This window comes from Propioniciclava sp. LT294 (assembly GCF_059516005.1).
In genome coordinates this window covers 372,829-396,096 of record NZ_JCAKNG010000002.1, presented here as the reverse complement: position 1 = coordinate 396,096, position 23,268 = coordinate 372,829, and the positions used below count along the sequence as shown (strand labels likewise).

31 protein-coding genes and 1 pseudogene are annotated in these 23,268 nt (G+C 69.7%); 22 read left to right on the top strand and 10 right to left on the bottom strand.

Going from position 1 to position 23,268, the window contains the following annotated elements; translation table 11 throughout:
- Positions 1-132: 132 nt before the first annotated feature.
- Positions 133-2,262 (bottom strand): S9 family peptidase, encoded by a 2,130-nt coding sequence (locus AC5YDA_RS04540; protein ID WP_496189439.1) that lies wholly within the window; start codon positions 2,260-2,262, stop codon positions 133-135.
- A 136-nt stretch (positions 2,263-2,398) separates the two neighbouring features.
- Here AC5YDA_RS04540 and AC5YDA_RS04535 point away from each other — a divergent pair, with 136 nt between their 5' ends.
- The 17 genes and pseudogenes from AC5YDA_RS04535 (at position 2,399) to AC5YDA_RS04455 (ending at position 11,163) form a co-directional block, all read left to right on the top strand.
- Positions 2,399-3,889 carry an RNA polymerase sigma factor gene (locus tag AC5YDA_RS04535; RefSeq protein WP_496189438.1) on the top strand — a complete coding sequence of 497 codons (1,491 nt, stop codon included), beginning with the start codon at positions 2,399-2,401 and terminating at the stop codon, positions 3,887-3,889.
- 116 nt (positions 3,890-4,005) lie between these two features.
- Positions 4,006-4,926, top strand: coding sequence for a tyrosine-type recombinase/integrase (locus AC5YDA_RS04530; RefSeq protein ID WP_496192789.1), 921 nt, complete (start codon positions 4,006-4,008; stop codon positions 4,924-4,926).
- Positions 4,926-5,357, top strand: coding sequence for a hypothetical protein (locus AC5YDA_RS04525; protein ID WP_496192788.1), 432 nt, complete (start codon positions 4,926-4,928; stop codon positions 5,355-5,357). The genes AC5YDA_RS04530 and AC5YDA_RS04525 overlap by 1 nt, the downstream gene beginning before the upstream one ends.
- Before the next feature lie 88 nt (positions 5,358-5,445).
- Entirely contained in the window at positions 5,446-5,733 is a 288-nt protein-coding gene (locus tag AC5YDA_RS04520; protein WP_496192787.1) for a hypothetical protein, read from the top strand.
- Between the two features lie 77 nt (positions 5,734-5,810).
- Positions 5,811-6,008: a hypothetical protein gene (locus AC5YDA_RS04515; protein ID WP_496192786.1), complete on the top strand. Its 198-nt coding sequence runs from the start codon at positions 5,811-5,813 to the stop codon at positions 6,006-6,008.
- Positions 6,005-6,157, top strand: a pseudogene (locus AC5YDA_RS04510) (DUF6011 domain-containing protein); the annotation flags it as partial. The gene AC5YDA_RS04515 and the pseudogene AC5YDA_RS04510, both read left to right, overlap by 4 nt.
- Positions 6,158-6,160: 3 nt before the next feature.
- Positions 6,161-6,313 (top strand): hypothetical protein, encoded by a 153-nt coding sequence (locus tag AC5YDA_RS04505; protein ID WP_496192824.1) that lies wholly within the window; start codon positions 6,161-6,163, stop codon positions 6,311-6,313.
- A complete protein-coding gene (locus AC5YDA_RS04500; RefSeq protein ID WP_496192785.1) occupies positions 6,307-6,594 on the top strand; it encodes a hypothetical protein in 288 nt (95 codons plus the stop codon). Before AC5YDA_RS04505 ends, AC5YDA_RS04500 begins: the two co-directional genes overlap by 7 nt.
- 804 nt (positions 6,595-7,398) lie before the next feature.
- The gene (locus AC5YDA_RS04495) at positions 7,399-7,710 is read left to right on the top strand and encodes a hypothetical protein (protein ID WP_496192784.1); all 312 of its coding nucleotides are present in this window, start codon (positions 7,399-7,401) and stop codon (positions 7,708-7,710) included.
- Positions 7,711-7,798: 88 nt separating this feature from the next.
- Positions 7,799-8,035, top strand: a complete 237-nt coding sequence (locus AC5YDA_RS04490; protein ID WP_496192783.1) for a hypothetical protein — start codon at positions 7,799-7,801, stop codon at positions 8,033-8,035.
- Positions 8,032-8,505 (top strand): hypothetical protein, encoded by a 474-nt coding sequence (locus AC5YDA_RS04485; protein WP_496192782.1) that lies wholly within the window; start codon positions 8,032-8,034, stop codon positions 8,503-8,505. Before AC5YDA_RS04490 ends, AC5YDA_RS04485 begins: the two co-directional genes overlap by 4 nt.
- A gap of 549 nt (positions 8,506-9,054) precedes the next feature.
- The gene (locus tag AC5YDA_RS04480; RefSeq protein WP_496192781.1) at positions 9,055-9,186 is read left to right on the top strand and encodes a hypothetical protein; all 132 of its coding nucleotides are present in this window, start codon (positions 9,055-9,057) and stop codon (positions 9,184-9,186) included.
- On the top strand, positions 9,183-9,563 hold the full coding sequence (locus tag AC5YDA_RS04475) for a hypothetical protein (protein ID WP_496192780.1): 381 nt from the start codon (positions 9,183-9,185) through the stop codon (positions 9,561-9,563). Before AC5YDA_RS04480 ends, AC5YDA_RS04475 begins: the two co-directional genes overlap by 4 nt.
- Positions 9,560-9,763 (top strand): hypothetical protein, encoded by a 204-nt coding sequence (locus AC5YDA_RS04470; protein WP_496192779.1) that lies wholly within the window; start codon positions 9,560-9,562, stop codon positions 9,761-9,763. The genes AC5YDA_RS04475 and AC5YDA_RS04470 overlap by 4 nt, the downstream gene beginning before the upstream one ends.
- Position 9,764: 1 nt before the next feature.
- Positions 9,765-10,526 (top strand): hypothetical protein, encoded by a 762-nt coding sequence (locus AC5YDA_RS04465; protein WP_496192778.1) that lies wholly within the window; start codon positions 9,765-9,767, stop codon positions 10,524-10,526.
- A 74-nt stretch (positions 10,527-10,600) separates the two neighbouring features.
- Entirely contained in the window at positions 10,601-10,942 is a 342-nt protein-coding gene (locus AC5YDA_RS04460) for a hypothetical protein (RefSeq protein ID WP_496192777.1), read from the top strand.
- Positions 10,939-11,163 carry a hypothetical protein gene (locus AC5YDA_RS04455; RefSeq protein ID WP_496192776.1) on the top strand — a complete coding sequence of 75 codons (225 nt, stop codon included), beginning with the start codon at positions 10,939-10,941 and terminating at the stop codon, positions 11,161-11,163. The genes AC5YDA_RS04460 and AC5YDA_RS04455 overlap by 4 nt, the downstream gene beginning before the upstream one ends.
- A 315-nt stretch (positions 11,164-11,478) precedes the next feature.
- On the opposite strand, the gene AC5YDA_RS04450 is transcribed toward AC5YDA_RS04455, so the two are convergent.
- The 5 genes from AC5YDA_RS04450 to AC5YDA_RS04430 all read right to left on the bottom strand — a co-directional run bounded on the left by AC5YDA_RS04450 (position 11,479) and on the right by AC5YDA_RS04430 (position 13,541).
- Positions 11,479-11,610 (bottom strand): hypothetical protein, encoded by a 132-nt coding sequence (locus tag AC5YDA_RS04450; RefSeq protein WP_496192775.1) that lies wholly within the window; start codon positions 11,608-11,610, stop codon positions 11,479-11,481.
- Entirely contained in the window at positions 11,610-11,831 is a 222-nt protein-coding gene (locus tag AC5YDA_RS04445) for a hypothetical protein (RefSeq protein ID WP_496192774.1), read from the bottom strand. Before AC5YDA_RS04445 ends, AC5YDA_RS04450 begins: the two co-directional genes overlap by 1 nt.
- Positions 11,828-12,136 (bottom strand): DUF6907 domain-containing protein, encoded by a 309-nt coding sequence (locus tag AC5YDA_RS04440; protein ID WP_496192773.1) that lies wholly within the window; start codon positions 12,134-12,136, stop codon positions 11,828-11,830. Before AC5YDA_RS04440 ends, AC5YDA_RS04445 begins: the two co-directional genes overlap by 4 nt.
- A gap of 276 nt (positions 12,137-12,412) precedes the next feature.
- The gene (locus tag AC5YDA_RS04435) at positions 12,413-13,033 is read right to left on the bottom strand and encodes a LysR family transcriptional regulator substrate-binding protein (protein ID WP_496189437.1); all 621 of its coding nucleotides are present in this window, start codon (positions 13,031-13,033) and stop codon (positions 12,413-12,415) included.
- Entirely contained in the window at positions 13,026-13,541 is a 516-nt protein-coding gene (locus AC5YDA_RS04430) for an O-acetyl-ADP-ribose deacetylase (RefSeq protein ID WP_496189436.1), read from the bottom strand. The genes AC5YDA_RS04435 and AC5YDA_RS04430 overlap by 8 nt, the downstream gene beginning before the upstream one ends.
- 49 nt (positions 13,542-13,590) lie before the next feature.
- Between AC5YDA_RS04430 and AC5YDA_RS04425 the strand changes: the two genes are divergently transcribed.
- The gene (locus AC5YDA_RS04425) at positions 13,591-14,571 is read left to right on the top strand and encodes an LLM class flavin-dependent oxidoreductase (protein WP_496189435.1); all 981 of its coding nucleotides are present in this window, start codon (positions 13,591-13,593) and stop codon (positions 14,569-14,571) included.
- A gap of 85 nt (positions 14,572-14,656) precedes the next feature.
- Here AC5YDA_RS04425 and AC5YDA_RS04420 read toward each other — a convergent pair whose 3' ends face one another.
- Positions 14,657-14,848 carry a DUF7455 domain-containing protein gene (locus tag AC5YDA_RS04420; RefSeq protein ID WP_496188565.1) on the bottom strand — a complete coding sequence of 64 codons (192 nt, stop codon included), beginning with the start codon at positions 14,846-14,848 and terminating at the stop codon, positions 14,657-14,659.
- A 187-nt stretch (positions 14,849-15,035) separates the two neighbouring features.
- Between AC5YDA_RS04420 and AC5YDA_RS04415 the strand changes: the two genes are divergently transcribed.
- From AC5YDA_RS04415 to AC5YDA_RS04405, 3 genes are all read left to right on the top strand, one after another.
- Complete coding sequence (locus AC5YDA_RS04415) at positions 15,036-17,144, top strand: DNA gyrase/topoisomerase IV subunit B (protein WP_496188566.1); 2,109 nt, start codon at positions 15,036-15,038, stop codon at positions 17,142-17,144.
- Between the two features lie 27 nt (positions 17,145-17,171).
- A complete protein-coding gene (locus AC5YDA_RS04410) occupies positions 17,172-17,897 on the top strand; it encodes a GTP pyrophosphokinase (RefSeq protein WP_496188567.1) in 726 nt (241 codons plus the stop codon).
- Positions 17,898-17,964: 67 nt separating this feature from the next.
- Entirely contained in the window at positions 17,965-18,459 is a 495-nt protein-coding gene (locus tag AC5YDA_RS04405) for a beta-class carbonic anhydrase (RefSeq protein ID WP_496188568.1), read from the top strand.
- A gap of 10 nt (positions 18,460-18,469) precedes the next feature.
- Here AC5YDA_RS04405 and AC5YDA_RS04400 read toward each other — a convergent pair whose 3' ends face one another.
- The 3 genes from AC5YDA_RS04400 to AC5YDA_RS04390 form a co-directional block, all read right to left on the bottom strand.
- Positions 18,470-18,943, bottom strand: a complete 474-nt coding sequence (locus AC5YDA_RS04400) for a hypothetical protein (protein ID WP_496188569.1) — start codon at positions 18,941-18,943, stop codon at positions 18,470-18,472.
- 6 nt (positions 18,944-18,949) lie between these two features.
- Positions 18,950-21,529 carry a DNA gyrase/topoisomerase IV subunit A gene (locus tag AC5YDA_RS04395; RefSeq protein ID WP_496192772.1) on the bottom strand — a complete coding sequence of 860 codons (2,580 nt, stop codon included), beginning with the start codon at positions 21,527-21,529 and terminating at the stop codon, positions 18,950-18,952.
- Between the two features lie 87 nt (positions 21,530-21,616).
- Positions 21,617-22,651 carry an App1 family protein phosphatidate phosphatase gene (locus AC5YDA_RS04390; RefSeq protein ID WP_496188571.1) on the bottom strand — a complete coding sequence of 345 codons (1,035 nt, stop codon included), beginning with the start codon at positions 22,649-22,651 and terminating at the stop codon, positions 21,617-21,619.
- A gap of 54 nt (positions 22,652-22,705) precedes the next feature.
- Here AC5YDA_RS04390 and AC5YDA_RS04385 point away from each other — a divergent pair, with 54 nt between their 5' ends.
- Complete coding sequence (locus AC5YDA_RS04385; protein WP_496188572.1) at positions 22,706-23,266, top strand: DUF5998 family protein; 561 nt, start codon at positions 22,706-22,708, stop codon at positions 23,264-23,266.
- Positions 23,267-23,268: the final 2 nt, after the last annotated feature.

The window sequence follows — 23,268 nt, the reverse complement described above, 5'->3', positions numbered from 1 at the left end:
GGTGCGCACCCCGATCGGGCCCTGAGACGGGCTCCCCCTTCGCAAATCAAGACCGTGGTCGTACACCCGTCATGCACGGCAGGAGGATGCGGTGCGAGCACCGAGCGCGACCGACCGTGCCCGGCCATTCCCTCAGGCGGCGCCCGCCTGGTCGATCAGCCAAGCCAACTCGAACGCGCGCTCCCGCCACGCCTTGTACCGGCCCGACACGCCGCCGTGCCCGGCCACCATCTCCGTCTTGAGCAGGATCGGGCGGTCCGGGGAGTTGGTGACCTCGTCGCGCAGGCGGGCCACCCACTTGGCGGGCTCCGTCACCTCGACCCGGGTGTCGTTGAGGCTCGTCGTGGCCAGGATCGCCGGATACCGGGTCGCCCTGATGTTCTCGTAGGGCGAGTAGGCCTTCATGCAGGCGTACACCTCGGCGTCCACCAACGGGTTGCCCCACTCCTCCCACTCCATGACCGTCAGCGGCAGTTCAGGATTCAGGATGGTGGTCAGCGGGTCGACGAACGGCACCGACGCGTGGACCGCCCGGAACAGCTCAGGCGCGAGGTTGACGGCCGCCCCGATGAGGAGGCCGCCCGCGGACCCGCCCTCGGCGAGGAGGCGGTCGCGGGCGACATGGCCCTCGTCCACGAGCACGCGCCCGCACGCGACGAAGTCGGAGAAGGTGTTCGGCTTGTCGAGCAACTTGCCGCCGTCGTACCACGGGCGTCCCAGTTCGCCGCCGCCGCGTACGTGCGCGATGGCGAACACGAAGCCGCGGTCCAAAAGGCTGATCCGACTCATGGCGAAGTAGGGCATCGTCGCGGCCTCGTAGGCCCCATAGCCGTACAGCAATCCGGGCGCCGTGCCGTCCACCGGGGTGTCCCGGTGCCGGACGAGGGAGACGGGGACGCGTGTGCCGTCGTGCCCGGTCGCCCACAGGCGTTCGCTGACGTAGGCGGTGGGGTCGTAGGCACCGTGGGTCGGGTGGTCCAGGACCGGGGTCTGCTTGAGCAGTCGGCGCGCCCCGGTGTCGAGGCGGTACTCCCACACGCTGGGCGGGGTGACCAGCGATTCGTACCCGAAGCGGATCCGGTCGGTGTCGAAGTCGGGGGCGTCCTCCGCTCCGACGTCGTAGAGGGCCTCGTCGAAGGTGAGTTCCGTGAGGACGCCGAGGGTTCCGTCCGCTTCGCGAGGCAGGATGCTGATGCCGGACAGTCCGTTGGTGCGGTGGTCGATGACCACGGCACCGGCGTACACGCTGACGTCGAGGAGGCGGGTCTCGGGGCGCTCCTCGATCACGGTCTCCCAGTGCTCGATGCCCGGCGTGGCCAGCGGGGCACGGCTCAGCTTGAACTGCGGAGCCCCGTCGTTGTGCAGGATCCAGATGCTGTCCGGCGCGATCTCGACGCCGTACTCGAGCCCCGGACGCCGCGGCTGCACCACCCTCAAGTCACCGGTGGGGTCGGACGTGCGGAGCAGGTGGGACTCGGTCGTGGTCTTGGAGGCCACGTCGACGAACAGCCACTCGTGGTCGCGGGAGTTGCCCACGCCCACCCAGAAGCGGTCGTCAGGCTCCTCGAAGGCGAGCGTGTCGGTCGCGGCGTCCGCCCCGACCTGGTGCCGCCACACCTGGTGCGGGCGCCAGGCGGCGTCCACGCGGAGGTAGAAGATCCAGTCCGGTCCGGCCCACGCGCCGCCGGCACCGATACCGGTCAGGGGACCGTCGATGGTCTCGCCCGTGGCCAACTCCACCACGTACAGGTCGTAGCGCTCGTCGCCGGAGGTGTCGACCGAGTACGCGATGCGGCGGCCGTCCGGGGAGACCTGGGCCTGGCCCAGGGAGAAGTACTCGTGCCCCTCGGCCAGTGCTTGGACGTCGAGGATGACCTCCTCCTCGGGTGCCGGCACCGTCACGTCGGGGATCTCATCCCTGGAAGTGGCGGGAAGACGACAGGACCTCCCGTAGTCGTGACCTTCCGTGGTGCGCCCGTAGTACCAGTAGCTGCTGCCATCGGTGTGGGTGACGTGCAAGGGCACGGACATGTCCGTCTGCTGGGTACGGGCCTTGAGGTCGCCGTACAGGTCCTCCACCAGCGGGTCGAGGTGCGCGGTGTGCTGCTTCGTCCAGTCGTTCTCGGCCTCGAGGTAGGCGATCAGTTCAGGATCGGACTTGTCAGCCATCCACCGGTAGGGGTCCGACACCTCATCACCGTGGACGGTGCGGGTGAAGGGGCGCTGGGGGGCGTCGGGAGGGCTCTGCAGGGCATCGGGCACGGCGGTCAGCGTAGCCGCGGTTGCCAAGCGCCCGTTTGGGTACGGCGAGTTGGCGTGCAAGAATGTGCGGTGCGCCGGACGTTGACAAGGCCCGGCTGCCGCACGCCCAGAAACCGGACGAGACGAGAGGGCCCACGTGACTCAGAGCTCCAGCGCTGCCAGCGCGTCCGACACGCCGAAAGCCACGACCAGCCGCACGCGCACCCGCAAGGCTGCCGCGCCCGGTGCGTCGGAGCAGTCGGCTGAGGAGACCAGGACCACCCGCGCTCCGCGACGCACCTCGGCAGCCGCCAAGGCGCCCGCCGACCCCGCCAAGGCACCGGCACGCTCGCGTGCGAAGGCGAAGCCGGAGCCCGAGGTGGACGAGGTCGAGGACGTCGAGGACGTCGAGGTCGAGGACGTCGAGGACGTCGAGGTGGAGGACGCGCCCGAGGAACTCGAGGACGAGGACATCGAGCTGGACGACGCCGAGGACGACACCCCCACGGTGGCCGAGGTGCTGGCACCCGAGAAGCTCAAAGAGGTCAAGTTCGAGCGCGACGGTGACGACGTGGTCCTGACCGTCGGCGGCAAGAAGCGTTCCTTGGACGAGGTCGACGAGGGCCAGTTCAACGAGGGTGAGACGGCCAAGGAGGAGAAGGAGCTCGTCGAGGACGGGGGCTTCGTCGTCTCCGATGCCGACGACACCGACGAGCCCGAGCAGCAGGTCATGGCCGCGGGCGCCACCGCCGATCCGGTCAAGGACTACCTCAAGCAGATCGGCAAGGTCGCCCTGCTGAACGCGGAGCAGGAGGTGACGCTCGCCAAGCGCATCGAGGCCGGGCTGTTCGCCGACGAGTCGATTGCCGAGGGCCACGTCAAGCCGTCCGACCTGGAGGACTACGAGTGGATCGCGGAGGACGGCAAGCGCGCCAAGAACCACCTCCTCGAGGCCAACCTGCGCCTCGTGGTGTCCCTGGCCAAGCGCTACACCGGGCGCGGCATGCTCTTCCTGGACCTGATCCAGGAGGGCAACCTGGGCCTGATCCGGGCGGTCGAGAAGTTCGACTACTCCAAGGGCTACAAGTTCTCCACCTACGCAACCTGGTGGATCAAGCAGGCCATCACGCGCGCCATGGCCGACCAGGCCCGCACCATCCGCATCCCGGTGCACATGGTCGAGGTCATCAACAAGCTCGCCCGCGTCCAGCGCCAGATGTTGCAGGACCTCGGCCGCGAACCAACCCCGGAAGAGCTCGCCAAGGAGCTCGACATGACGCCCGAGAAGGTCGTCGAGGTGCAGAAGTACGGCCGCGAGCCGATCTCCCTGCACACCCCGCTGGGTGAGGACGGCGACTCCGAGTTCGGCGACCTGATCGAGGACTCCGAGGCCGTCGTGCCCGCCGAGGCCGTCAACTTCACGCTGCTGCAGGAGCAGTTGCACGACGTGCTCGACACGTTGAGCGAGCGCGAGGCCGGCGTGGTGTCGATGCGTTTCGGCTTGACGGACGGCCAGCCGAAGACGCTGGACGAGATCGGCAAGGTGTACGGCGTCACGCGCGAGCGGATCCGCCAGATCGAGTCCAAGACGATGAGCAAGCTGCGCCACCCGTCGCGGTCGCAGGTCCTGCGCGACTACCTCGACTGAGCCCTACCGCTGTCCCAACACGAAACCCGCTGTCAAAGGCGGGTTTCGTGTTGTCGTGGGCAACACGCTACCCGTGCACAACGCTCTAGTCAAGAATATTTGCTACCCTAGTGGGCATGGCGAGAGCGAGGAAGCGGCCGGCACTTGACCTGCCCGGGCTGCTGGAGAGCTGGGAACTGCACCTGCGCGCCGAGCGCAAGAGCCCCCAGACGGTCAAGACGTACGGCGACGGCGTTCGCGCCTACCTGCGGTTCTGTGACGCCGAGGGGCACACCCCGGCCATCGACCGGGACCTGCTGAAGGCGTTCACGGTTTCGCTGCTGGACGACGGCGCCAAACCGGCCACCGCGACGAGCCGCCACCTGGCCATGCGCCGGTTCTCGGCCTGGCTCACAGACGAGGGCGAGCAGGACACCGACCCCCTGTTGGGCGTCAAGGCCCCCAAGCTCGACCAGCCCGTGGTGGAGCCGCTGACCGACGACGAGCTGCGCCGGCTGCTGGCCGCGTGCAAGGGCACCGACATGCGCGACCTGCGGGACGCCGCCATCATCCGGCTGATGTACACCACCGGCGCCCGAGCGGGGGAGGTGGCCGCGCTCACCCTGGACAACGTCAAGCCCAAGGGCAACCCGCCCACGGTCACCATCGTCCGCGGCAAGGGCGGCAAGGGCCGAACCGTCCCACTGGCCCCAGAGGTGGCCGTGGCGATCGACCGCTACCTGCGCAAGGGTCGCGCCGGGCACCGGCTGGCCGGCACGCCCGCGCTCTGGTTGGGCGACCGGGGGAAGCCGTTCACCTATGACGGGCTGCACAAGACGTTGAAGTGGCGCGCCGAGCTGGCAGGGGTCGAGGGATTCCACCCACACCGCCTGCGCCACACCGCCGCCCACCGCTGGCTGTCCAAGGGGGGCAGCGAGGGCGGCCTGATGGCCGTTGCCGGCTGGAGCCGCCCCGACATGCTGCTGCGCTACACCCGCGCCCGGGCCTCGGAGCGTGCCGCCGAGGAGGCCCAACGCCTCGACCTGGGGGCACTGTGATGGCCGAGAGGGTGGAAAGCATCATCCGGTGCCCGCACGACGGGCGGACGATGGCACGGGTGATCGTGGAGGATGGCGGCCTGCGCATGGTCGACGTGACCGGCGGGCGGACGGGGCACGCGCGCGAGGAGCACGCCGATCTTGCCGCCTCCTACGCCGATGCTGCGGCTACCGGAGTGCTCCCCCCGGCTGCTGTGGCCAACATCGGGCGGGCGCTGGCCGACTACCCCGACGAGGTGGTGGCGATGCGCATCCCCATCCCGCGCGAGTTGGACGAGTTGGTGGCCGAGGCCCGCACCCTTCCGGGCGTGCCCACCGATTCGGCCGCACACAAGCCGCACACCATCGGCGTCGTCTGCCCCCGATGCCACCGGCCCGCACAACTCGCCGTGGTGCGTCGCGGGGGCACTTGGGGCGCTGTGCTAGCATGACTGGCATACCGCCCGTTGTGATTGGCGACGAACCTTAGTTCGTGAGTTTGGGCCCCTCGCGAGTGAACCCGAATAGGGGTTGCTCGTCATGCCATCACCGGCTGAGCGTTCACTCAACGCATCCATCGCCGCCCACGAGAGTTGGGCCAACACCACCGACCGCACCGCCCGCACGGCCAAGGCCCGCGAGGCGCTGCACCAGAAGTTCCTCGACGCCGCGGACGGTGACCCCGTGCGCGCCGAAAGCCTGCGCAAGGCCTACTTCAAGCGTCTCGCGCTGAAGTCTGCCCAAGCCCGGCGGCGCGCACGGGAAGCCACCGAGGCCGCCCTCGCGGCAGAGGCCGAGCTCGACGCGCTCGGGGGTGAGGCGTCGTGATCCGCCACGCCGCCCAGGTGGCGGCCACACCGACCGGAACCCGGCCCGAGGACAGCCGAGGAAACCATGGGACATCCATGTCCCGGGACGCCCTGGTGGACCTCGCGGTCTCAACGATGGGATGGCGTCCGCGTGACGCGCGCCGGTTCATCGACCATCACCTGAGCTACGCCGATTCGGGAGCCGTGCTCACGCTGCTGCGCCGCGGTGACGTGGTGCGCTCGGTGCCCGTTGACACCGAGATCGAGCGCTACCTCTCGGGGGGTGCCCGGTGACTCACCAAGACGAGGAACGCCGCCCCGCTGGGAACGGAGCGGCGATCGAAGCACACACAAGCACCTGCTCCGATTCTATCAGGTGCGCCTGCTGTGGCCGCCTCATCCGCGCCGAAGTCTCGGTGCGTCGTGGGGTCGGTCCTGAGTGCTGGGTGCGCCTGCTGACGGCCCAGCGCCACGAGCGCCACGAGGCCGTCCACGCCCGCCTGCGCGGGCTGCTGCGCCGCCTGGGTGACCTCGACGTGGTGGAGCTCGCCTTGGTCATGGCGACGCTGGACGACCTCGAGGAGGCGCTGGGATGCTGACCGCCGAGGAGCGCGCGCACTTCAACGCGCGCGTGCTGGCTGACTGCCTGTCGGAGGCCACCGCCACGTTCTGGCGCCGACGCGCTGAGGCGTTCCTGGAGGCCGCGCCGAGGCCGGGCGACTACCACGGTAGGGCGACCCCTGCGGAGCTCTCAGCGGCGCGTCAGCGCTGTCTGGACGCTGCTGCCGCCTGCCGTGCCCGCGCATCGCTCGAAGGGCCTTCGCTGCCCGTTCCGCCGCTCGTGGTGGCCGCGCTGTCCGAGGGGGTGGCGGGGTGGTGATGCGCAACGTCCCTAAGTGGCTCGACCCCATCACCGGCAACCCACGCCCGAGGCCCGAGGCCGGCCCACGCCGACTGCCCGCCAACCCGTGCACTTGGTGCGGACACGCCCGTCACGCCGGCGAGTGCTCGCGATCCATCACCGCGCGAGTCAGTCGGTTTGATTCCGCCGAGGCCGGGACGCCGTGCCCCTGCGCGTCGGGGGTGCGCTCGTGAGCACCGACCGACGTATCGACTTCGATGGCAGGTACTGGACCGCCAAGCCTCAGAGCGACTGGCTCGAATGGGCCGGGAACCCCAACTTTCCCGACTACCTGCGCGTCACCTTCGTGGCACACGGCCGGCAGAGGGCCAACGGTCACGCACCGATGCAGCGAGGCGAGTTGGCGCGGTACTTGGTCCGCAAGTCTGGGGTGATCCCTGACCGTCGCGCCGTGTGGGCCGCCGTGGACGCTGCGGTGAAGCTCGGCTACCTCTCGCCCGAGTCGCGCGCACTGTGCTTGGTCCTAGATCGGACCCGTTCACAGATGTTGGTGGGCAGTGATCCCGACGAAGTGTGTCGCCGCGTCCACTCCCGAGGCCGCGCCCGATCCGGCGTGGAGCTCGACGCCGAAACGGGCCGGTTCGAGTCAAAAGGACGGTGCTGAACATGGTCGTTTCACCCAAAAGGACGGTGCTGAACACCGTCGTTTCACCCAAAAGGACGGTGCTGAACACCGTCGTTTTACGCTCAGCCCCTTCTCTCTCCTCTCCCCCTCAAGCGACGCGCCAACCGTCAGGTTGTCCGCTCAGTAAGGAACCGACGATGCATGCATCCTCGACACCCCACGACCTCCTGGTGAAGCTCCGGACCTACCTCGACGCCTACCTCCTGAACGGTGCCGCCCTCGACCGTCTGATTGCTTCGTGCGACCGCTGCGACAGTCGAGGCTTCAGCAACGACGACAACGGCGACTGCGAAGACCGCCACCCGGCCGAGGCCGACCGACTGCACCCGCTCCCACCGAGACCGACATGGTGCGACCCGACCGACTACGGCGCCCCGGACGACCTGCTGCGCGCACTGGCCGACTGCCTGCCGACCCACGCGAGCGCCGATCACGGAAAGACGCGATGAAGGACAAGCGAGTCGGACGCCCAGCCGCGCCGCCGTCTCACCTTCCCGTCACTGCTGCTTTCAACCCCACCACGAGAGGAATGCTCCCATGACCGAGCCCACGCCCCCCACGCTCGCCCGTCACCTGTCCCAGCTACTCATGCACGCCAGCGACCCGCGCCCCATCGCGCCCGACCTGGTGACCTTCGAGGGTCCGCACGGTGGCTATGGGGTCGCCGTGGTGGTGGACGGCTACTACTCCGCCGAGGACGCTGCCGACATGGTCGAGTTCTGGCGCGGCTGTCTACGTCGCACGCTCGACGCCTTGCCGGAGTCCGACCGATGACCACGATCACGACCGACCACCGCCACGAGGCGCACGCCCTCGCCCTCGACGCCCTACACGAGGCCCTGGGCGCCGCTGTGGCGTCCGGGGAGCGCATCCCCTGCCGGACGCCCGGACGGACCGCCCCATGGACGTCTGAGGCCCACGAGGAACGCGCCGAAGCGGCCGAGGCCTGCCGAGCCTGCCCGATCCTCGACCCCTGCCGGGCCGCTGGCAGGTTCGAGCGGTTCGGGACATGGGGAGGCCGCGACGTGACCGCGAAGCCCGGCAAGAAGCTGCCGCCCAGGCCGACGACCACCACCAAGCCGAGGCCCGCCCTCGACCCCATCGCTTGCCACGGCTGCGGGGGGATGTTCACCCCGAGCCGCGCCGGACACGCGTACTGCCGCCAAGCCTGCCGGACCCGCCTTGCATCCGCAGAGCGCCGGCGCAAGGCCCGCAAGAACACCGAGAAGGAGACCACCGCATGACCGACCTGCCCACACCCGTTCACCCTCATCCACGGCGGTGCCCGATGACCACCGACACGAGTCGCCCGACGATCCTGCACGCCGCACGCTGCGGACGCCGTAGCGCGCCCATCCTGCGCGCCTCGTGGAAGGGAGCACCCGAGGCGTGGTGCCCCGACTGCGGCCGCTACGCCCCAGCGCCCGACACCCGAGAGGACAGCAACCGATGATTCACCACGAGCGCGACTGCAAGAGCCCCGATGACAGCAACGTCCATCCGACCACGGGCCGACTCGGTGACGCCATGCGCCGATGCCGCGACTGTGGGCGGTTTGAGCTGGGCGCGGAGCCACGCCCGAGGATGATCCGCCCGAGGCCCCAGCCGGCCCCCGTGGCGGTCGTGGAGGAACCCGAGCCTGTCCCGGTACCTGTCGTCGCGCCCGCTGGCCGCTACGTCTGCCGGGAGCACGGTAACCGGGTGAACTGGCGGGGTCGGGGGTGTCGTCGCTGCACCGAGTTCCTGGCCATGACGGCGGACGAACGGCGCCGCGCGCGACAGGGGGCCGACCGATGAAGCCCACCCGGAACCGCCGCGTCTGGCAGACCCACGCCCGGAAGCGCCTGAACCGCCACGGACGCCGAGCCCGCGCCCTGCGTGCCATCGGGGTGCTGCGGGCCGTGGAGGAGGTGACCCGGGCGTGAGCGTGCATCGCATCACGGACGGGGTCCTGCTGACCGGTGCCGCGCTGGACGCCGCGCGCTACTGCGTGGAGGTGGCCCAGCGTGCCCGCGCCCGGAACGGCTTGCCGCGGTCGGTGTCGCTGGCTGCCCTGGCTGCCGCGCTGGCCCCCACGGGACAGGGGGACACCCCCGAAGACGACGGGGAGCAGTCTGGTTGTGGGCCGGTTGGGTCCCTTCAGGAAGTGGTGGGCACACGTGAAGCTGCGGACCTGCTCGGGTGCTCACCACGCCAAGCCCGCCGCCTGGCCCCCCTGCTCGGGGGGCGCCTGATCGGTGGCCGGCTGGCCCTCGACCGGCAATCCATCTCCGACCACCTGGAAGGCAAGACAACAGCATGACGAACGACCAATACCGGGCCGCCCTGGACCTTGTGGCCGCCCTCGACGACAACGAGATGTCGGCGTTCCTGACCGAGGCGCGCAAGCCCTCCCAGCTCACGCGCGAGGACGTCGAAAACCTCGCCCGCAACGGACGCCACGCCGACATCGAAGCCGCCCGCACGGCCGGCCGTCTGGACAACCTGCTGAAGGGAAACTGACATGGAGCACCGTCCTGCCATGCGCCTGTTGAGCCTGACCCAGCGCACCGGCCGCCCCCACGTGGCACCCGGCACCATCCTGCCGCCCCGCGACCTGTTCACCGGTCACGCCGCCCTACTGGACGCCTACGACGGGTGGACCAACACCGAGGGCGCCCGCGTCCATCACGAGGCCGAAGCGCACCGCCTGGAGCACGAAGCCGCGCAAGCTGCCAACGCCTACGCCGAGGCCCTGCGCGCCGCCCTGCGGGCCGGTGAGGACGTGGCCACCGTGACCAACGGGGAAGCCGCCCTGAGGGCACAAGCGGCCGCACACCTCCAGTTGGCCACCGAGGCCAAGCGCGAGAGCATTGCCTACGGCTACACGCTGGCCGATGAACTCGTGACCGTCGCGCCGATGGTGTACCCCATCGTGGAGAAGCAGTTGACCGACGCCGCCGAGAAGATCGGCAAGGCCATCGCCGCGCTGAGGGACGCCTATAGCACGTGGGCGGCCGCCTGGCACCTGCGCCGGACGCTGGGCGTTCTGGTGCTCACCGGGAACGCGCTGGGCGGCTACCGCGCGTCGGTTCCCCTGCCGCTGAACGTCCGTGGCGCCCTGGACGCCCTCGACGCCGAGACCAAGCAGTTGCCCCAGCTCATCACGGAGGAGGCATACCTGACGAAGTGGCGGGCGGAGGAGGACGCGCGCGCCGCCGCGAACCTACGCCGCGCCCAACAGTCGGCCGCTGAGGTGACCGCCGCCCGGGCTCGCACCGCCTGACCCATCCGGCCGGACGCCCCGCCTCGACCACGGGGTGGGGCGTCCACCGTTTCACCGAGGAAAGGAGACACCGAATGACCAAGCCCACGACACCGGGCGGACTCGGGACGGCCGGCGCCACACTGTGGAAGGCCATCACCGCCGATTTCGAGCTGGCCGAACACGAGTTGGCCCAGCTCGAGGAAGCCTGTCGGACACGTGACCTGCTGGGCCGCTTGCGCGCCGAGCTGGACGCCGCCCCCGTCATGCTTGAGAGCTCCCAAGGCCTCCGGCTGCATCCGGCCATCGCCGAGGTGCGACAGCAACGCCTGACCCTGGCCCGACTGCTGGCGACCCTCGGTGTCCCGGGGCTGGAGGAGGACAGCCTGCCCGCCTCGCGGGGCGTCCGTGGCGTCTACACGGGCGGCCGAGTATGAGACGCCGCCCACGCGAGGACCCCGAGGCCCAACGGGTCCCGAGGAAGCTCCGCCGGTTCAGCCCCGACGACTGGCCCGGCCCCCTAACCGTCTTGCGGAAGTGGGAGGCCTGGAGCGCGGCCGTCGACGACTTCGCCGAAGCGCACCCCGAGATGGACGTGCAAGCCCACGTCGAGAACCCCGGAGAACTGCCCTGGAACCCCGAGCTGGACCCGCCCTGACCCCTCAAAGGGTCCGTCTGTTGGGCTCAACGGACGTGTGGGCCCAGCGCCGGGTATGAGCCTGTCCCCCCGGGGGCAGGGGGTGGGTGCCAGGGGTGCCAGCGCGCCGCACACGAGCCAACGAGCGACGACGAGACAGAGGGCTGGTCCGGTGGTGCGTCTGCTGCTGAGCGTCCGTCTGCGCGCCGCGTAGAGCGCCGAGCGTGAATAGCGTTACGGCACGACCTCGTTGTCGTGGATCGCTTCGGTGCAACACTTGGACAGCGTGAGGCCCCGACCACTAGCTCTGGTCGGGGCCTCGCCTTGTCGTTGCTGCTACTTGCGTCGTCGTCCGGTCACCACGTCATCGAGCATCACGAGGAACGTGATCGTCCCGACCGCTGCCATGAGCAACACCATGCTCACCGCCTGGACGAGGACGGACGCCACGAGGCCGAGCGCGCCCATCACGAGCCCATCACATGGACCCGGGGAGGGGTGACGTCCTGGAGCCGCTGCGCCAACTGTAGGAGGGTCGCCGCTGCCTCTCGGAGTGCTTCGGGATCGGTGTAGCGCCCGTCCACCCCCGAGACCTCGACCTGGGCCGGCACGAGCACGGCCACGGCTGACGACAGGGGCGGCCGCCATGCATCGCGCCGCGCATTGTAGGTCCGCTGCTGCACGGTCATGCCGTCACCGCCTGCGCGCGCGCGATCATGTCCTGAGCTGCATCCAGCGCGAGGATGAGCGCTTGCAGGTCCGTGGGATCGGTCATGCCGTCCGTCATCGCCACGTGCACGTCGGCCGGCGTCCCGTCGTCGCACTGGCTGATCGTGACCCGCCAAATGGGGTCGGTGCGCCTCCAGTCGGAGTGCGTCCGGGTGAACGTGCGCGCGTGCATCCGGGCATCGCCGGGGAGCGCGGCCGGGGACTGGTGCTCTTCCTCGGTGCGCGTGCACCACGAGGGGCACTTGGTGGTGGTGTTGGTGGTCATTTCGCGCTGTCTCCAATCAAGGATATTTCGACCCACAACGCTCTGTTGTGTGCCGCGTGACAACGGAAGATGCACAGTGTTGAAGCGTCCCTAATGCGCGACTACCTGGACTGAGCGTTTCCGGCTCGACCCCCACGAAACCCGCTGTCAGAGGCGGGTTTCGTGCTGTCTGTGCCACCTGTCGAAGAGGCCACCCGGCGTGCCGCGTGCAAACGGGAATGCATGGAGTTCAGCGGTCTCCCATGCGCAACCACCTCGACTGACGGCGACGTCGCCTCAACGCCGTCTCGGGGGACGACCTGCGCGCGGCGGGCGCTTGGTCTCACGCGCGGGCTGGCGCGCCGGGCGCGGCTTCGGCGGAGTCGCCGAGCGGGAACTGTTCACCGTCCGCCCTCGGACGATCCCCACGAACTCCTGCATGGTCTCCGAATCGGACGCCACGGGCCAGGCCAGGGCGATCTGGGTGGTGGGGGCGTCCGTGATCGGGACGACCACGAAATCGCGTCGGCCGTGCGAGCGGGCCACCGACATGGGCACGACGAACACCCCGTCGCCGAAGACGGCCTCCAGCAGCGTGGCGTCAGTGACCTCGGTCCACGTCTGCTCGCCCTCGAGGTCGGCGAGGGTGAGTTCGTCGTAGAGCGCGATCCCGTGGTCCTTGGCCGCCCACGCCACGGTGACCTCCGTGTACAGCGGGACCACGTGCAGCCCCTCGTGGTCGATCGGCAGCCGGACGAAGCAGGCGTCCACCGTGCCCTCGTCCAGCACCCGGCGCTGGGCGGCATCCGCGACTTCGGTGACCTCCAGCGCGATCTCGGGGAACCGCGCCTCCCAACGACCGATCCACTTGGTGAGCGTCACGCCGAAGACGTGCCCGACCCGCAGGGTTTCAGCCACGCACGGCCGCCTCGAACGCGCCCAGCAGGCGATCGGAGAACAGCACGAACCTGATCTCGTCGATCGCGGGCGCCGGGTGGGCCCGCACGGCCTCGAGGGCGACACGCGCCACCTCGTCGGGTTGCCAGCCGTAGACCCCCGCGCTCACGGCCGGGAAGCTGATCGTCCGCGCCCCGACGTCGGTGGCCACGTCCAGCGACCGGGTGAAGCAGGACGCCAGGAGCGCTGGATCGGTCTCACCGGCGTGCCGGTTGGGACCGACCGTGTGGATCACCCAGCGAGCGGGCAGGTCGAACCCGGGCGTCGCGACGGCATCCCCGACGGGCAGGCCGTCCGGCAGGGCCGTCGCGCGGAGTTCGCGGCAGGCGGCCAGGAGTTGCGGGCCGGCCGCACGGTGGATCGCCCCGTCCACGCCGCCCCCGCCCAGCAGCGAGGAGTTGGCCGCGTTCACGATCGCGTCCGTGGTCTCCCGGGTGATGTCGCCGAGCACGCAGGTGATGGTCGCCATGGCCCCATCCTGCCAGCGACCAGGTCCCGGGGACGGGTACGGTCGGGGCATGGTTTCCGTGCCCGTCTCCGTCCTCGACCTCGCGACCGTCCGCCAGGGATGGTCCAGCAGGGACGCCTTCGCGGCCACGATGGAGTTCGCCCAGGCCGCGGACAGGCTGGGGGCCCACCGGTTCTGGATCGCCGAGCACCACAACATGCCCTCGGTCGCGGCGACGACGCCGCCCGTGATCATCTCCTCGGTGGCGGCCCGGACGGAGCGCATCCGCGTCGGATCGGGCGGTGTGATGCTGCCGAACCACTCGCCCTACGTCGTGGCCGAGCAGTTCGCGGCGTTGGAGGCGCTGTACCCCGGCCGCATCGACCTCGGCATCGGCCGGGCCCCGGGTGCCGACCAGGTCACCGCTTGGGCGCTCCGCCGTTCCCAGGAGGGCCTGGGACACGAGGACTTCGTCGAGCACGTCCAACTCGTGTCGGCGTGGCTGAGCCCGCACGGTGTCCGGGTCGGGATGGGCATGACGCTCACGGCGACACCCGCGGCGTCCGGCTACCCCGAGATCTGGCTGCTCGGCTCGTCGGACTACTCGGCGCGGTTGGCGGCCAGGCTGGGCATCCGCTACGCCTACGCGGGTCACTTCGGCGGGCTCGACCCGGCCGCCGTCTTCGGGCTGTACCGCTCCGCGTTCGAACCCAGCGAGACGCTCGCCGCTCCGCACGCGATGCTGGCCACCTCCGTCCTGGTGGGCGCGACGGGGCAGGAGGCCGCCCACCTCGCCGGCCCCTCGACGATCCAGTGGCTCAACATCAGGCGTGACACCCGCGAGCCTCTGCCGTCCCCCGACGAATCCGCCCGGCGGATCGCGGCGATGGGTGGGGTGGATTTCTCCGGCACCAAGATCGTCGGGACCGCCGAGGACGTGCGTGCGCGCCTGGACGCCCTCGTCGCGGCCTGCCAGGTCCAGGAGTTGATGGTGTTGACCACCGCGTACGACACGCAGACCCGGATCGACACGCTCGAGGCGCTGGTCTGAGCCGCCCCGGTGGCGTGTCCGTGAGGGCGAAGACGCACCGCGGCCCCGACAGGATCTGTCGGGGCCGCGGTGGGTGGCTCGCGGGTCAGGAGAGACGGGCCGTCTCGTCCTGGATGTTCAGGGCGACCTGCTTGAGCTTGTCGGAGTGCGCGCGCCCATGGTGGGCACAGAACAGAAGCTCGCCGCCGGAATTGAGGGTGACCCGGAAGTACGCCTGCGCACCGCAACGATCGCAGCGGTCCGCAGCGTTCAGGGATTCCATCACCGTTGTGCTCATGGGCCGTTTTCCTTCCTGTCGGCTCGGGGCACCTGTTCCAACGCGGCAGTTGACCGGTTTGTTCCCCTGCTTCGACGTTACCCGAGGAAGACAAGCACGGTGGGCGACTCGCTGGTTTGCCTCGCCACTCGGCCCCGTCCACGAGTCGGTGCCGGGAACCACCGGTGGCCGCGGGTAGTCTGCGGAGGTGACCTCCAGCAGTGCCAAGACACCCGCGAAGCCGAAGACCGACAGCCGTGACTACGAGGCGCGCCACCTGCTCGTCCTCGAGGGCCTCGAGGCTGTCCGCAAGCGTCCCGCCATGTACATCGGTTCCACCGACACGCGTGGCCTCATGCACTGCATGTGGGAGATCATCGACAACTCAGTGGACGAGGCGTTGGCGGGCCACGGCAAGCACATCATGGTCATCCTCCACGCGGACGGCTCGGTCGAGGTGCGCGACGAGGCGCGCGGCATGCCGGTCGACATCGAGCCGCGCACCGGCCTGTCGGGTGTCGAGGTCATCCACACCAAGCTGCACGCCGGCGGCAAGTTCGGCGGCGGCTCCTACAACGCCACCGGTGGCCTGCACGGTGTCGGTGCCTCGGTCGTCAACGCCCTGAGCAGCCGGATGGACGTGGAGGTGGATCGCAACGGCGCCACTTGGGCGATGTCCTTCCGGCGCGGCGTCCCCGGCGTCTTCGACGGGCCCGGTCCGGACGCGAACTTCACCCCCGACAACTCGCTGCGCAAGGTCGGCAAGGTGGCCCGGGCCCGGACCGGCTCGCGGACGCGTTACTGGCCCGACCGCCAGATCTTCCTGAAGGACGCGAAGCTGTCCGGCACCCAACTGGCCGCCCGCGCGCGTCAGACCTCGTTCCTGGTGCCGGGGCTCCGCATCACCGTCGACGACCGGCGCATCGCCGGTGACGAGCACGTCGACGTGCACCTCCACGAGGGCGGCATCTCCGAGTTCGCCGACTACCTGTCCGAGGGGGAGCCGATCACCGACGTCCTGCGCCTCCAGGGCAGCGACAAGTTCACCGAGACGGTCCCGATGCTGGACGCCGCCGGCGCCATGACGCCGACCGATGTCGAGCGCGACCTGGACGTCGACATCGCGCTGCGCTGGGGCAACGCCTACGACAGCAAGGTCGTGTCGTTCGTGAACATCATCGCCACACCCAAGGGCGGCACCCACGTCCAAGGCTTCGAGCGGGGGCTCGTACGCGCCTTCGGCAAGGCCTTCGAGGGCACGCGCGGCCTGCTCAAGGCCGGGGAGGAGGTCATCAAGGAGGACATCCTCGAGGGCCTCACCGCGGTGGTCACGGTGCGGCTCGCGGAGCCGCAGTTCGAGGGCCAGACCAAGGAGGTGCTGGGCACCCCGCCGGTCACCCGGCTGGTCACCCGCATCGTTGAACAGGAACTGCTGGAGTTCCTCACCACGACCAAGCAGAACCTGCGGCCGATGGCCCGCGCTGTGCTGGAGAAGGCGGTCGGGGCCTCGCGCACCCGCGTCGCCGCACGCACCCACAAGGAGAACCAGCGCCGCAAGAACGCGCTGGAGTCCAGCTCGCTACCCCCGAAGTTGGCCGACTGCCGCAGCGCCGACACGGAGCGCACCGAACTGTTCATCGTCGAGGGCGACTCGGCCATGGGGACCGCCAAGCTGGCCCGAAACTCGGAGTTCCAGGCGCTGCTGCCGATCCGCGGCAAGATCCTGAACGTCCAGAAGGCGTCGGTCGCGGACATGCTCAAGAACGCCGAGTGCGCCGCGATCCTGCAGGTCGTCGGCGCGGGCTCGGGGCGCACCTGCGACCCCGACCAGTCGCGGTACGGCAAGATCATCTTCATGGCGGACGCCGACTCGGACGGCGCCCACATCCGCACCCTGCTGACCACCCTGTTCTTCACCTACATGCGGCCGATGATCGAGGCGGGCCGGGTCTACACAGCCGTCCCGCCGCTGCACCGCTTCGAGTTGACCAACCCCAAGCGTGGTCAGGAGAAGTACATCTACACCTACTCCGAGGCCGAGTACCAGCGGAAGCTGGCCGAGCTGACCAAGCGCAACGTCGGGTTCAAGGAGCCGCAGCGCTACAAGGGCCTCGGCGAGATGGATGCGGACCAGCTCAAGGAGACCACGATGGATCCGCGGCACCGCCAGCTGCGGCGCATCACGGTCGAGGAGGGCGAGTCACTCGAACAGGCGGTGGCCACGTTCGAGAAGCTGATGGGCAACGAGGTCGCGCCGCGCAAGGAGTTCATCGTCGAGGGCGCCTACGCCCTCAGCATGGAGCGCATCGACGCCTGAGCCCCGGGCACCTCCTAGGATCGAAGCATGGCCGAGGTCGATGCCCGAGACGTGCTCGAACGTTTCGCGAGGGTTCGGACGGACGCCGCTCGGTTCCTGATGGCGTACCGGTTCGCGATCCAGGAGGTCGAGACGAAGATCTCGATCCTGCGGCAGGAGCTGCAGCACATCCAACGCTACAGCCCCATCGAGCACGTCACGAGCCGCCTGAAGACCCCCGAGAGCATCATCGCGAAGGTGCGCCGCCGCGGCCTGGTGCCCGACCTCGACGTGCTGCGGGCCGAGGTCCACGACATCGCGGGTGTTCGCGTCGTGTGCAGCTTCGAGGCCGACGTCTTCATGGTCCAGCGGATGCTCTGCTCGCAGGCCGACCTCACACTGCTCGAGCTGAAGGACTACATCTCCCGGCCGAAGGCCTCCGGGTACCGGTCGCTGCACGCGATCGTCGCGGTTCCGGTGTTCCTGTCCGAGGAGACGATCCAGGTTCCGGTCGAGTTGCAGTTCCGGACGATCGCCCAGGACTTCTGGGCGTCGCTGGAGCACAAGATCTACTACAAGTACGAGCGCGAGGTTCCCGAGGCGCTGCGCCGGGAGTTGCGTGCGGCGGCGGACACGGCCGCTGAGCTCGACGCCGAGATGGCGCGACTGAGGAACGAGATCCGGGGGGCGAACGCCGTGGCCGCCGACGCTCCGGGGGTCTCCGATGAACTGGTTTCGGCCTTCGTCGCATTCTTCCCGGGGGAGCAGCGCTGAGGCATGGTCCCCGACCTTGGACACCCGGTTGCGGACGAGGGTGTCCACTGCAGTAACGTCTGGCCTCGTGGATGACACCTTCAACGACCTGATCGCAGCCAACCAGCGCTACGCCCGCTCGGCGCCGCGCGAGTTCGATGGCATCGCCCACCGGGGCATCCTGATGCTGACCTGCATGGACAGTCGCATCGAGCCCTTGGAGATGGTCGGCCTCATGATCGGTGAGGCCAAGATCCTCCGCACGGCCGGCGCACGCCTGACGGACGCCGCCCTGGCCGCCATGGTGATGGGCGTGCACAAGTTGAACGTCGACCGCATCCTGATCGTGCCGCACACCAAGTGCGCCGCAGCTTCGATGACCGAGGAGCAGATGAAGGCCGCCATCGAGGAGCTCGCGGGCGTCCCCGTCGGCGACTTCGAGTTCGGTGTGGACCCCGACCAGGTGGGCAACCTGACCAAGGACGTCGAGGCGATCCGTGCGCATCCCCTCGTCGGTCCGTTCGCCGCCGTCGGTGGCTTCATCTACGACGTCGACACGGGCCTGATCCACCAGGAGGTCTGAGTCGGCAGGCTCACCCGGGCAGGTACTCCGTGAGGGTCCAGGACTGCCCGGGCAGTTCGAGCGCGGTGCACAGCCACCGCCGCGCGTCCACGTGCAGGGTGCCGACATGTCCCTGCGTCCTGGACGGGCCCAGCACCACTTGGGCAGGCCCGGCCATGCCGTCGATGATGCCGACGGGACGGTAGAGGTCCGACTCCCGACCCCAGATGGGCAGCAGGGCCGGCCACAGGAGGCCCACCACCGGGTGGACCCAGCCAGGCGGACGCCCGTGGGGTACCTTCGCCGCCCCGCCGGCCGGGACGACCTCCCAGCAGGTCAGACCGTCCGGACCGAAGGACCACTCGGTCGCCCAGGACCGGACCACCCAGCGGCCGTCCGAGCCCACCCACACCTCGAGGGTGTGCTCCGGGTCGGCGATCAGTGCCGACGCCGTCCGCAGCGCCGCAACCTCGGTGAGGCGGCCGAGCAGGGTGACGGTGTCCATGGCGTCCTAGAAGAGGGTTCCGTCGCCCTCGGCCTCACCGGCCGCTTCCTCGCCGGGGGTCTCGTCGACCCCCGCGGCGGCCTGGGACGCCGCCGAAGGGCCCGACGGGGCGCCGTGGGTGCGACTCCCGGCAGCCCCGAGCGGCTGGGTCAGTGGCGTGCCGGAGCCGTCGCGTCGCCCCTCATGGACGCTGGTGAACTCCATCGGCGCACCGCTGGGGGCAGCCCCGATCACGGGATCGGGGCCCGCGTAGGCGGTCAGCAGCGTCGTCTCGCCCTTCAGGAACCGGTGGCAGCGCACGCCGCCGGTGGCGCGGCCCTTGCCGGGGTACTCGCTGAACGGCGTCACCTTCGCCGCACCGGCCTCGGTGCCGGGCAGGCCCGCACCGGTTCCCGAGACGGTCACCACCGTGGCGTCACCGTCCCGGACGTGCCCGAAGAAGACCACGGAGGCACCCTCGGTGAGCTTCATGCCGGCCACGCCGCCCCCCGCGCGGCCCTGCGGGCGCACCGTGTCGGCGGGGAAGTGGAGCAGCTGGGCGTCCGAGGAGATGAAGCAGAGTTCGCCCGAGTCGTCCGTCAACTCGACCGCGCCGACGACCTCGTCGCCCGCTTCGAGGCGGATCACCTCCCACGAGTCCTTGCCGAGGAGCTCGGGGTTGGTCCGCTTGACGACGCCCCGCCGGGTACCGAACGCCCACCCGAAGGTGTCGTCCGACAGGGTCGTCAGGGCCAGGATCCGTTCGCCCTTGTCGAGGTCGATGAGCTCGGTCGCGAGGGTGCCGCCCTGCAGGGTGGGGGCGTCCGCCGTGATGGCGATCGAGGGGAGCTCGATCGCCTGGGCCCGGACCACGCGCCCGTGCGAGGTGAGGACGCCGTACTCGCCGCGAGCGGTCGTCCGGATGGCCGAGGTGATGAGGTCGTGTTGAGCGCGGCGTCCGGACGTGGGCATGGGCAGCGAGGTGTCGGCTCGGGCCAGCAGCCCGGTCGAGGACAGCATCACCCAGCAGGGGTCGTCGGCGATCTCCAGCGGGGTGGCCTTCGCCGCGGTCACGGTGGCCCCTCCGCCCGCCAGCAGGACGGTGCGCCGAGGCGTGCCGTGCACCCGGGCGACCTCGTCGAGCTCGCGGGCCACGAGGGCGCGCAGCTCCTCATCGTTGTCGATGATCAGGGAGAGGTCCTCGAGGCGCTTCTCGAGATCGTCGCGCTCCTTCTCCAACTCGATCCGGCTGAACTTGGTCAGGCGCCGCAGCTGGAGTTCCAGGATGTAGTTGGCCTGGATCTCGTCGAGCTCGAAGGCCTCCATCAGCTTGGCGCGCGCCTGGGGAACGTCGTCGGAGCCGCGGATGATGGCGATGACGTCGTCGATGTCGACGATCGCGAGCAGCATGCCCCGGACGAGGTGGAGTCGGTCGGCGGCCTTCTTGTACTGGAAGCGCGTCCGGCGCAGGGTGACGTCGAGGCGGTGGTCGGTGTACACCACGAGGGCGTCGCGCAGCGTGAGCGTCTGCGGCTGGCCGTCGACGAGAGCGACCATGTTGATGCCGAAGGAGTCCTCGAGCTTGGTCGCCTTGTAGAGCTGCTCCAGCATGGCGTCGGGGTTGATGCCGTTCTTGACCTCGATCACCAGGCGCAGGCCGTTGGTGAGGTCCGTGAGGTCCTTCATGTCGGCGATGCCGGTGATCTTCTTGTTCCGGACCAGCGCCGACACCTGCTCCATGATGCGCTCCGGACCGACCATGTAGGGCAGTTCGGTGATGACGATGCCCTTGCGGCGCGGGCTCGTCTGTTCGATCCGGGCGGTCGCGCGGATCCTGAACGTACCGCGTCCGTTCGTGTAGGCGTCGGCGATGCCCTCCAGCCCGACGATCTTGCCGCCGGTGGGCAGGTCGGGCCCCGGGACGAAGCGCATGAGCTCCTCGACCGGCGCCTCGGGGTGCCTGAGCAGGTGCTTGATGGCCTGCACGCATTCGACGAGGTTGTGGGGCGGGATGTTGGTCGCCATGCCGACGGCGATCCCCGTCGACCCGTTCACCAACAGGTTCGGGAAGGACGCGGGCAGCACGACCGGCTCGGTCATCTTGCCGTCGTAGTTGGGCTTGAAGTCGACGGTGTCCTGGTCGATCTCGTCGGTCATGGCCAGCGCGGCCGGGGCCATGCGGCACTCGGTGTACCGCATCGCGGCGGGGCCGGCGTCCAGCGAGCCGAAGTTGCCGTGGCCGTCGACGACGGGCAGGCGCATGGCCCAGCCCTGGCCCAGGCGGACGAGCGCGTCGTAGATCGCGGAGTCACCGTGGGGGTGCAACTTGCCCATGACGTCGCCGACGACGCGGGCGCACTTGACGTGGCCCCGGTCGGGGCGCAGGCCCATGTCGTCCATCGAGTACAGGATGCGACGCTGGACGGGTTTCAGCCCGTCCCTGGCGTCGGGAATGGCGCGCGCATAGATCACCGAGTAGGCGTACTCGAGGAAGCTCGTCTCCATCTCCTCGGTGACGTCGATGTCGGTGATCTTCTCGATCACGTCCTCGTCAACCGGCGGCTTCGCTACCACGTGCTCCCTCTTCCGCTCTGTGCCACCCGCCATTGTGCCCAACCGCGACCGGGCGCCGTGGGTGCCACTCCGGAGTGGGTGCGGGCGGCCCCGGGCGCGGGGGCCCTGCGACCCGCTGCATCAGCTCAGCGCGAGGAACTCCCGCGTGATCCGACGCAGTCCCCGCCCGTCGGGTGCCTTGAACACGGGGATGTCGCGGGGGAGCGGCTCTGCGCTCGTGAGCGGCTCGGTCGTGCCGTGGGCCAGGATCTGCTCGGCGGGAGTCAGCTCGCGGATGGCGATGGCCACGACCCTGTCGGGGTTGGCCGTGGCGAACTCGCTGTAGATGCCGAGGTCGTGCTGGCCGTCGTCACCCACCAGCAACCACTGGATGTCCGGGAAGTCGACGCTCAGTTGCAGCAACGCGTGGCGCTTGTGCTCCTGGCCGGACCGGAACCACCCTGTGTTGGTGGGGCCCCAGTCGGTGAGGAGCATGGCTCCCTCGGGGTAGCGGTGGCGACGCATGAATCGCTTGAGGAAGCCGTGGGTGTTCCACGCGCCCGTGGACAGGTACATGACGGCCGCACCCGGGTGCCGTGCCAGGACGTCGTCGTAGAACAGGGCCATGCCCGGGATGGCCTGCCGGGCGGCCTCGGTGCGGAAGAACGAGTTCCACGCCGCGATCAGCGGACGGGGGAGCATCGTGGACAGGATCGTGTCGTCGATGTCGGAGACCAGGCCGAAGGTGGCCTCGCGCGGGACCACCTGGGCGTGGAAGGGCTGCTCCTCCGACACAGCGGACGCCACCGATCCGGTCTGCCAGCCCGGCCCGAGCCGGTGGTCCCGGACCCGGTGGTCGATGTACCCGCCGCGGTCCGTGGTGCCGGTGACCCGGGCGTCACCGATCCTGATGGTGTAGCGGGCGTGGACGCAGGGCGCGGTGATGAAGTTGCGCCAGCCGCGGCGGTTCAGGAACTGCTCGGTCACCCGCCCGAGGTGGGTGTCGGCGAACGCGGGGGACAGGACGATGCGGCCGAGCACGCGGACGAACCGGTCGTTGCCGTACGCGGTGTACGGGATGACGCGTTCTCGCCAGCCGAGGGCACGGAACACCTGCTCGAGGCGCTTGTCGAGGAAGAACTCGAGGCGTGCGGCGATGAACGGCCGATTGCTCATGGGGATCACCGTAATGGTTTTCGGGGAGCGCCCGGGCCATGGGAGAATGATGGAATGACCGCCCTTCCGACCGAACTGCGTGATGCCATCGTGGCATCGGGCTACTTCCCGGACTTCGTGGCGACGACCGTCGCACAGGCCATCGGGGATGAGGAGGTCGTCGACGCCCTCGTCCACCACGAGGCCACCTTCAACGCGACCGAACTCCATCGGCACGTCACGGTGCTGGTGCTGACGCCCACCCGATTCATCGCCGCCCACACCGACGACGGTGAGCACCCCCACGTGCAACAGGCGTTGACCACCGTGGAGACGGTCGGCCTGCGACACATCCGCTCGGTCGCCCTGACGCAGGTGGCCGCCCACCCCGAGAAGTTCGGGCGTGGACGCCACGGCGCCACCGAGACGTGGCTCGTCGTGAACTGGGGCGCCGTTCGCCGCCAGGAGGTCGAGCCGGCCAGCTGTGGGGACCCGAACTGCGACGCCGAGCACGGTTGGACTGTCCAGGACGTCGCCGACGACCTCACGGTGCGCATCAGTGCCGCCGCCGATGGCGAGGCCGCGGTGGCCAACCTCGTCCGCTTCGCCGGACGACTCCAGCGGGTGGCGGTCTGAGC

What these genes read in the sequence shown, in the direction of transcription:
- AC5YDA_RS04495 (WP_496192784.1), top strand. Translation starts at nt 7,399, where the DNA reads ATGCATGCATCCTCGACACCCCACGACCTCCTGGTGAAGCTCCGGACC.
- AC5YDA_RS04515 (WP_496192786.1), top strand. Translation starts at nt 5,811, where the DNA reads ATGTCCCGGGACGCCCTGGTGGACCTCGCGGTCTCAACGATGGGATGG.
- AC5YDA_RS04450 (WP_496192775.1), bottom strand. Translation starts at nt 11,610, where the DNA reads ATGGGCGCGCTCGGCCTCGTGGCGTCCGTCCTCGTCCAGGCGGTGAGC.
- AC5YDA_RS04385 (WP_496188572.1), top strand. Translation starts at nt 22,706, where the DNA reads ATGACCGCCCTTCCGACCGAACTGCGTGATGCCATCGTGGCATCGGGC.
- AC5YDA_RS04430 (WP_496189436.1), bottom strand. Translation starts at nt 13,541, where the DNA reads ATGGCGACCATCACCTGCGTGCTCGGCGACATCACCCGGGAGACCACG.
- AC5YDA_RS04480 (WP_496192781.1), top strand. Translation starts at nt 9,055, where the DNA reads ATGAAGCCCACCCGGAACCGCCGCGTCTGGCAGACCCACGCCCGGAAG.
- AC5YDA_RS04395 (WP_496192772.1), bottom strand. Translation starts at nt 21,529, where the DNA reads ATGGCGGGTGGCACAGAGCGGAAGAGGGAGCACGTGGTAGCGAAGCCG.
- AC5YDA_RS04445 (WP_496192774.1), bottom strand. Translation starts at nt 11,831, where the DNA reads ATGACCGTGCAGCAGCGGACCTACAATGCGCGGCGCGATGCATGGCGG.
- AC5YDA_RS04440 (WP_496192773.1), bottom strand. Translation starts at nt 12,136, where the DNA reads ATGACCACCAACACCACCACCAAGTGCCCCTCGTGGTGCACGCGCACC.
- AC5YDA_RS04530 (WP_496192789.1), top strand. Translation starts at nt 4,006, where the DNA reads ATGGCGAGAGCGAGGAAGCGGCCGGCACTTGACCTGCCCGGGCTGCTG.
- AC5YDA_RS04425 (WP_496189435.1), top strand. Translation starts at nt 13,591, where the DNA reads ATGGTTTCCGTGCCCGTCTCCGTCCTCGACCTCGCGACCGTCCGCCAG.
- AC5YDA_RS04400 (WP_496188569.1), bottom strand. Translation starts at nt 18,943, where the DNA reads ATGGACACCGTCACCCTGCTCGGCCGCCTCACCGAGGTTGCGGCGCTG.
- AC5YDA_RS04460 (WP_496192777.1), top strand. Translation starts at nt 10,601, where the DNA reads ATGACCAAGCCCACGACACCGGGCGGACTCGGGACGGCCGGCGCCACA.
- AC5YDA_RS04420 (WP_496188565.1), bottom strand. Translation starts at nt 14,848, where the DNA reads ATGAGCACAACGGTGATGGAATCCCTGAACGCTGCGGACCGCTGCGAT.
- AC5YDA_RS04465 (WP_496192778.1), top strand. Translation starts at nt 9,765, where the DNA reads ATGGAGCACCGTCCTGCCATGCGCCTGTTGAGCCTGACCCAGCGCACC.
- AC5YDA_RS04470 (WP_496192779.1), top strand. Translation starts at nt 9,560, where the DNA reads ATGACGAACGACCAATACCGGGCCGCCCTGGACCTTGTGGCCGCCCTC.
- AC5YDA_RS04525 (WP_496192788.1), top strand. Translation starts at nt 4,926, where the DNA reads ATGGCCGAGAGGGTGGAAAGCATCATCCGGTGCCCGCACGACGGGCGG.
- AC5YDA_RS04520 (WP_496192787.1), top strand. Translation starts at nt 5,446, where the DNA reads ATGCCATCACCGGCTGAGCGTTCACTCAACGCATCCATCGCCGCCCAC.
- AC5YDA_RS04410 (WP_496188567.1), top strand. Translation starts at nt 17,172, where the DNA reads ATGGCCGAGGTCGATGCCCGAGACGTGCTCGAACGTTTCGCGAGGGTT.
- AC5YDA_RS04500 (WP_496192785.1), top strand. Translation starts at nt 6,307, where the DNA reads ATGCTGACCGCCGAGGAGCGCGCGCACTTCAACGCGCGCGTGCTGGCT.
- AC5YDA_RS04455 (WP_496192776.1), top strand. Translation starts at nt 10,939, where the DNA reads ATGAGACGCCGCCCACGCGAGGACCCCGAGGCCCAACGGGTCCCGAGG.
- AC5YDA_RS04390 (WP_496188571.1), bottom strand. Translation starts at nt 22,651, where the DNA reads ATGAGCAATCGGCCGTTCATCGCCGCACGCCTCGAGTTCTTCCTCGAC.
- AC5YDA_RS04490 (WP_496192783.1), top strand. Translation starts at nt 7,799, where the DNA reads ATGACCGAGCCCACGCCCCCCACGCTCGCCCGTCACCTGTCCCAGCTA.
- AC5YDA_RS04485 (WP_496192782.1), top strand. Translation starts at nt 8,032, where the DNA reads ATGACCACGATCACGACCGACCACCGCCACGAGGCGCACGCCCTCGCC.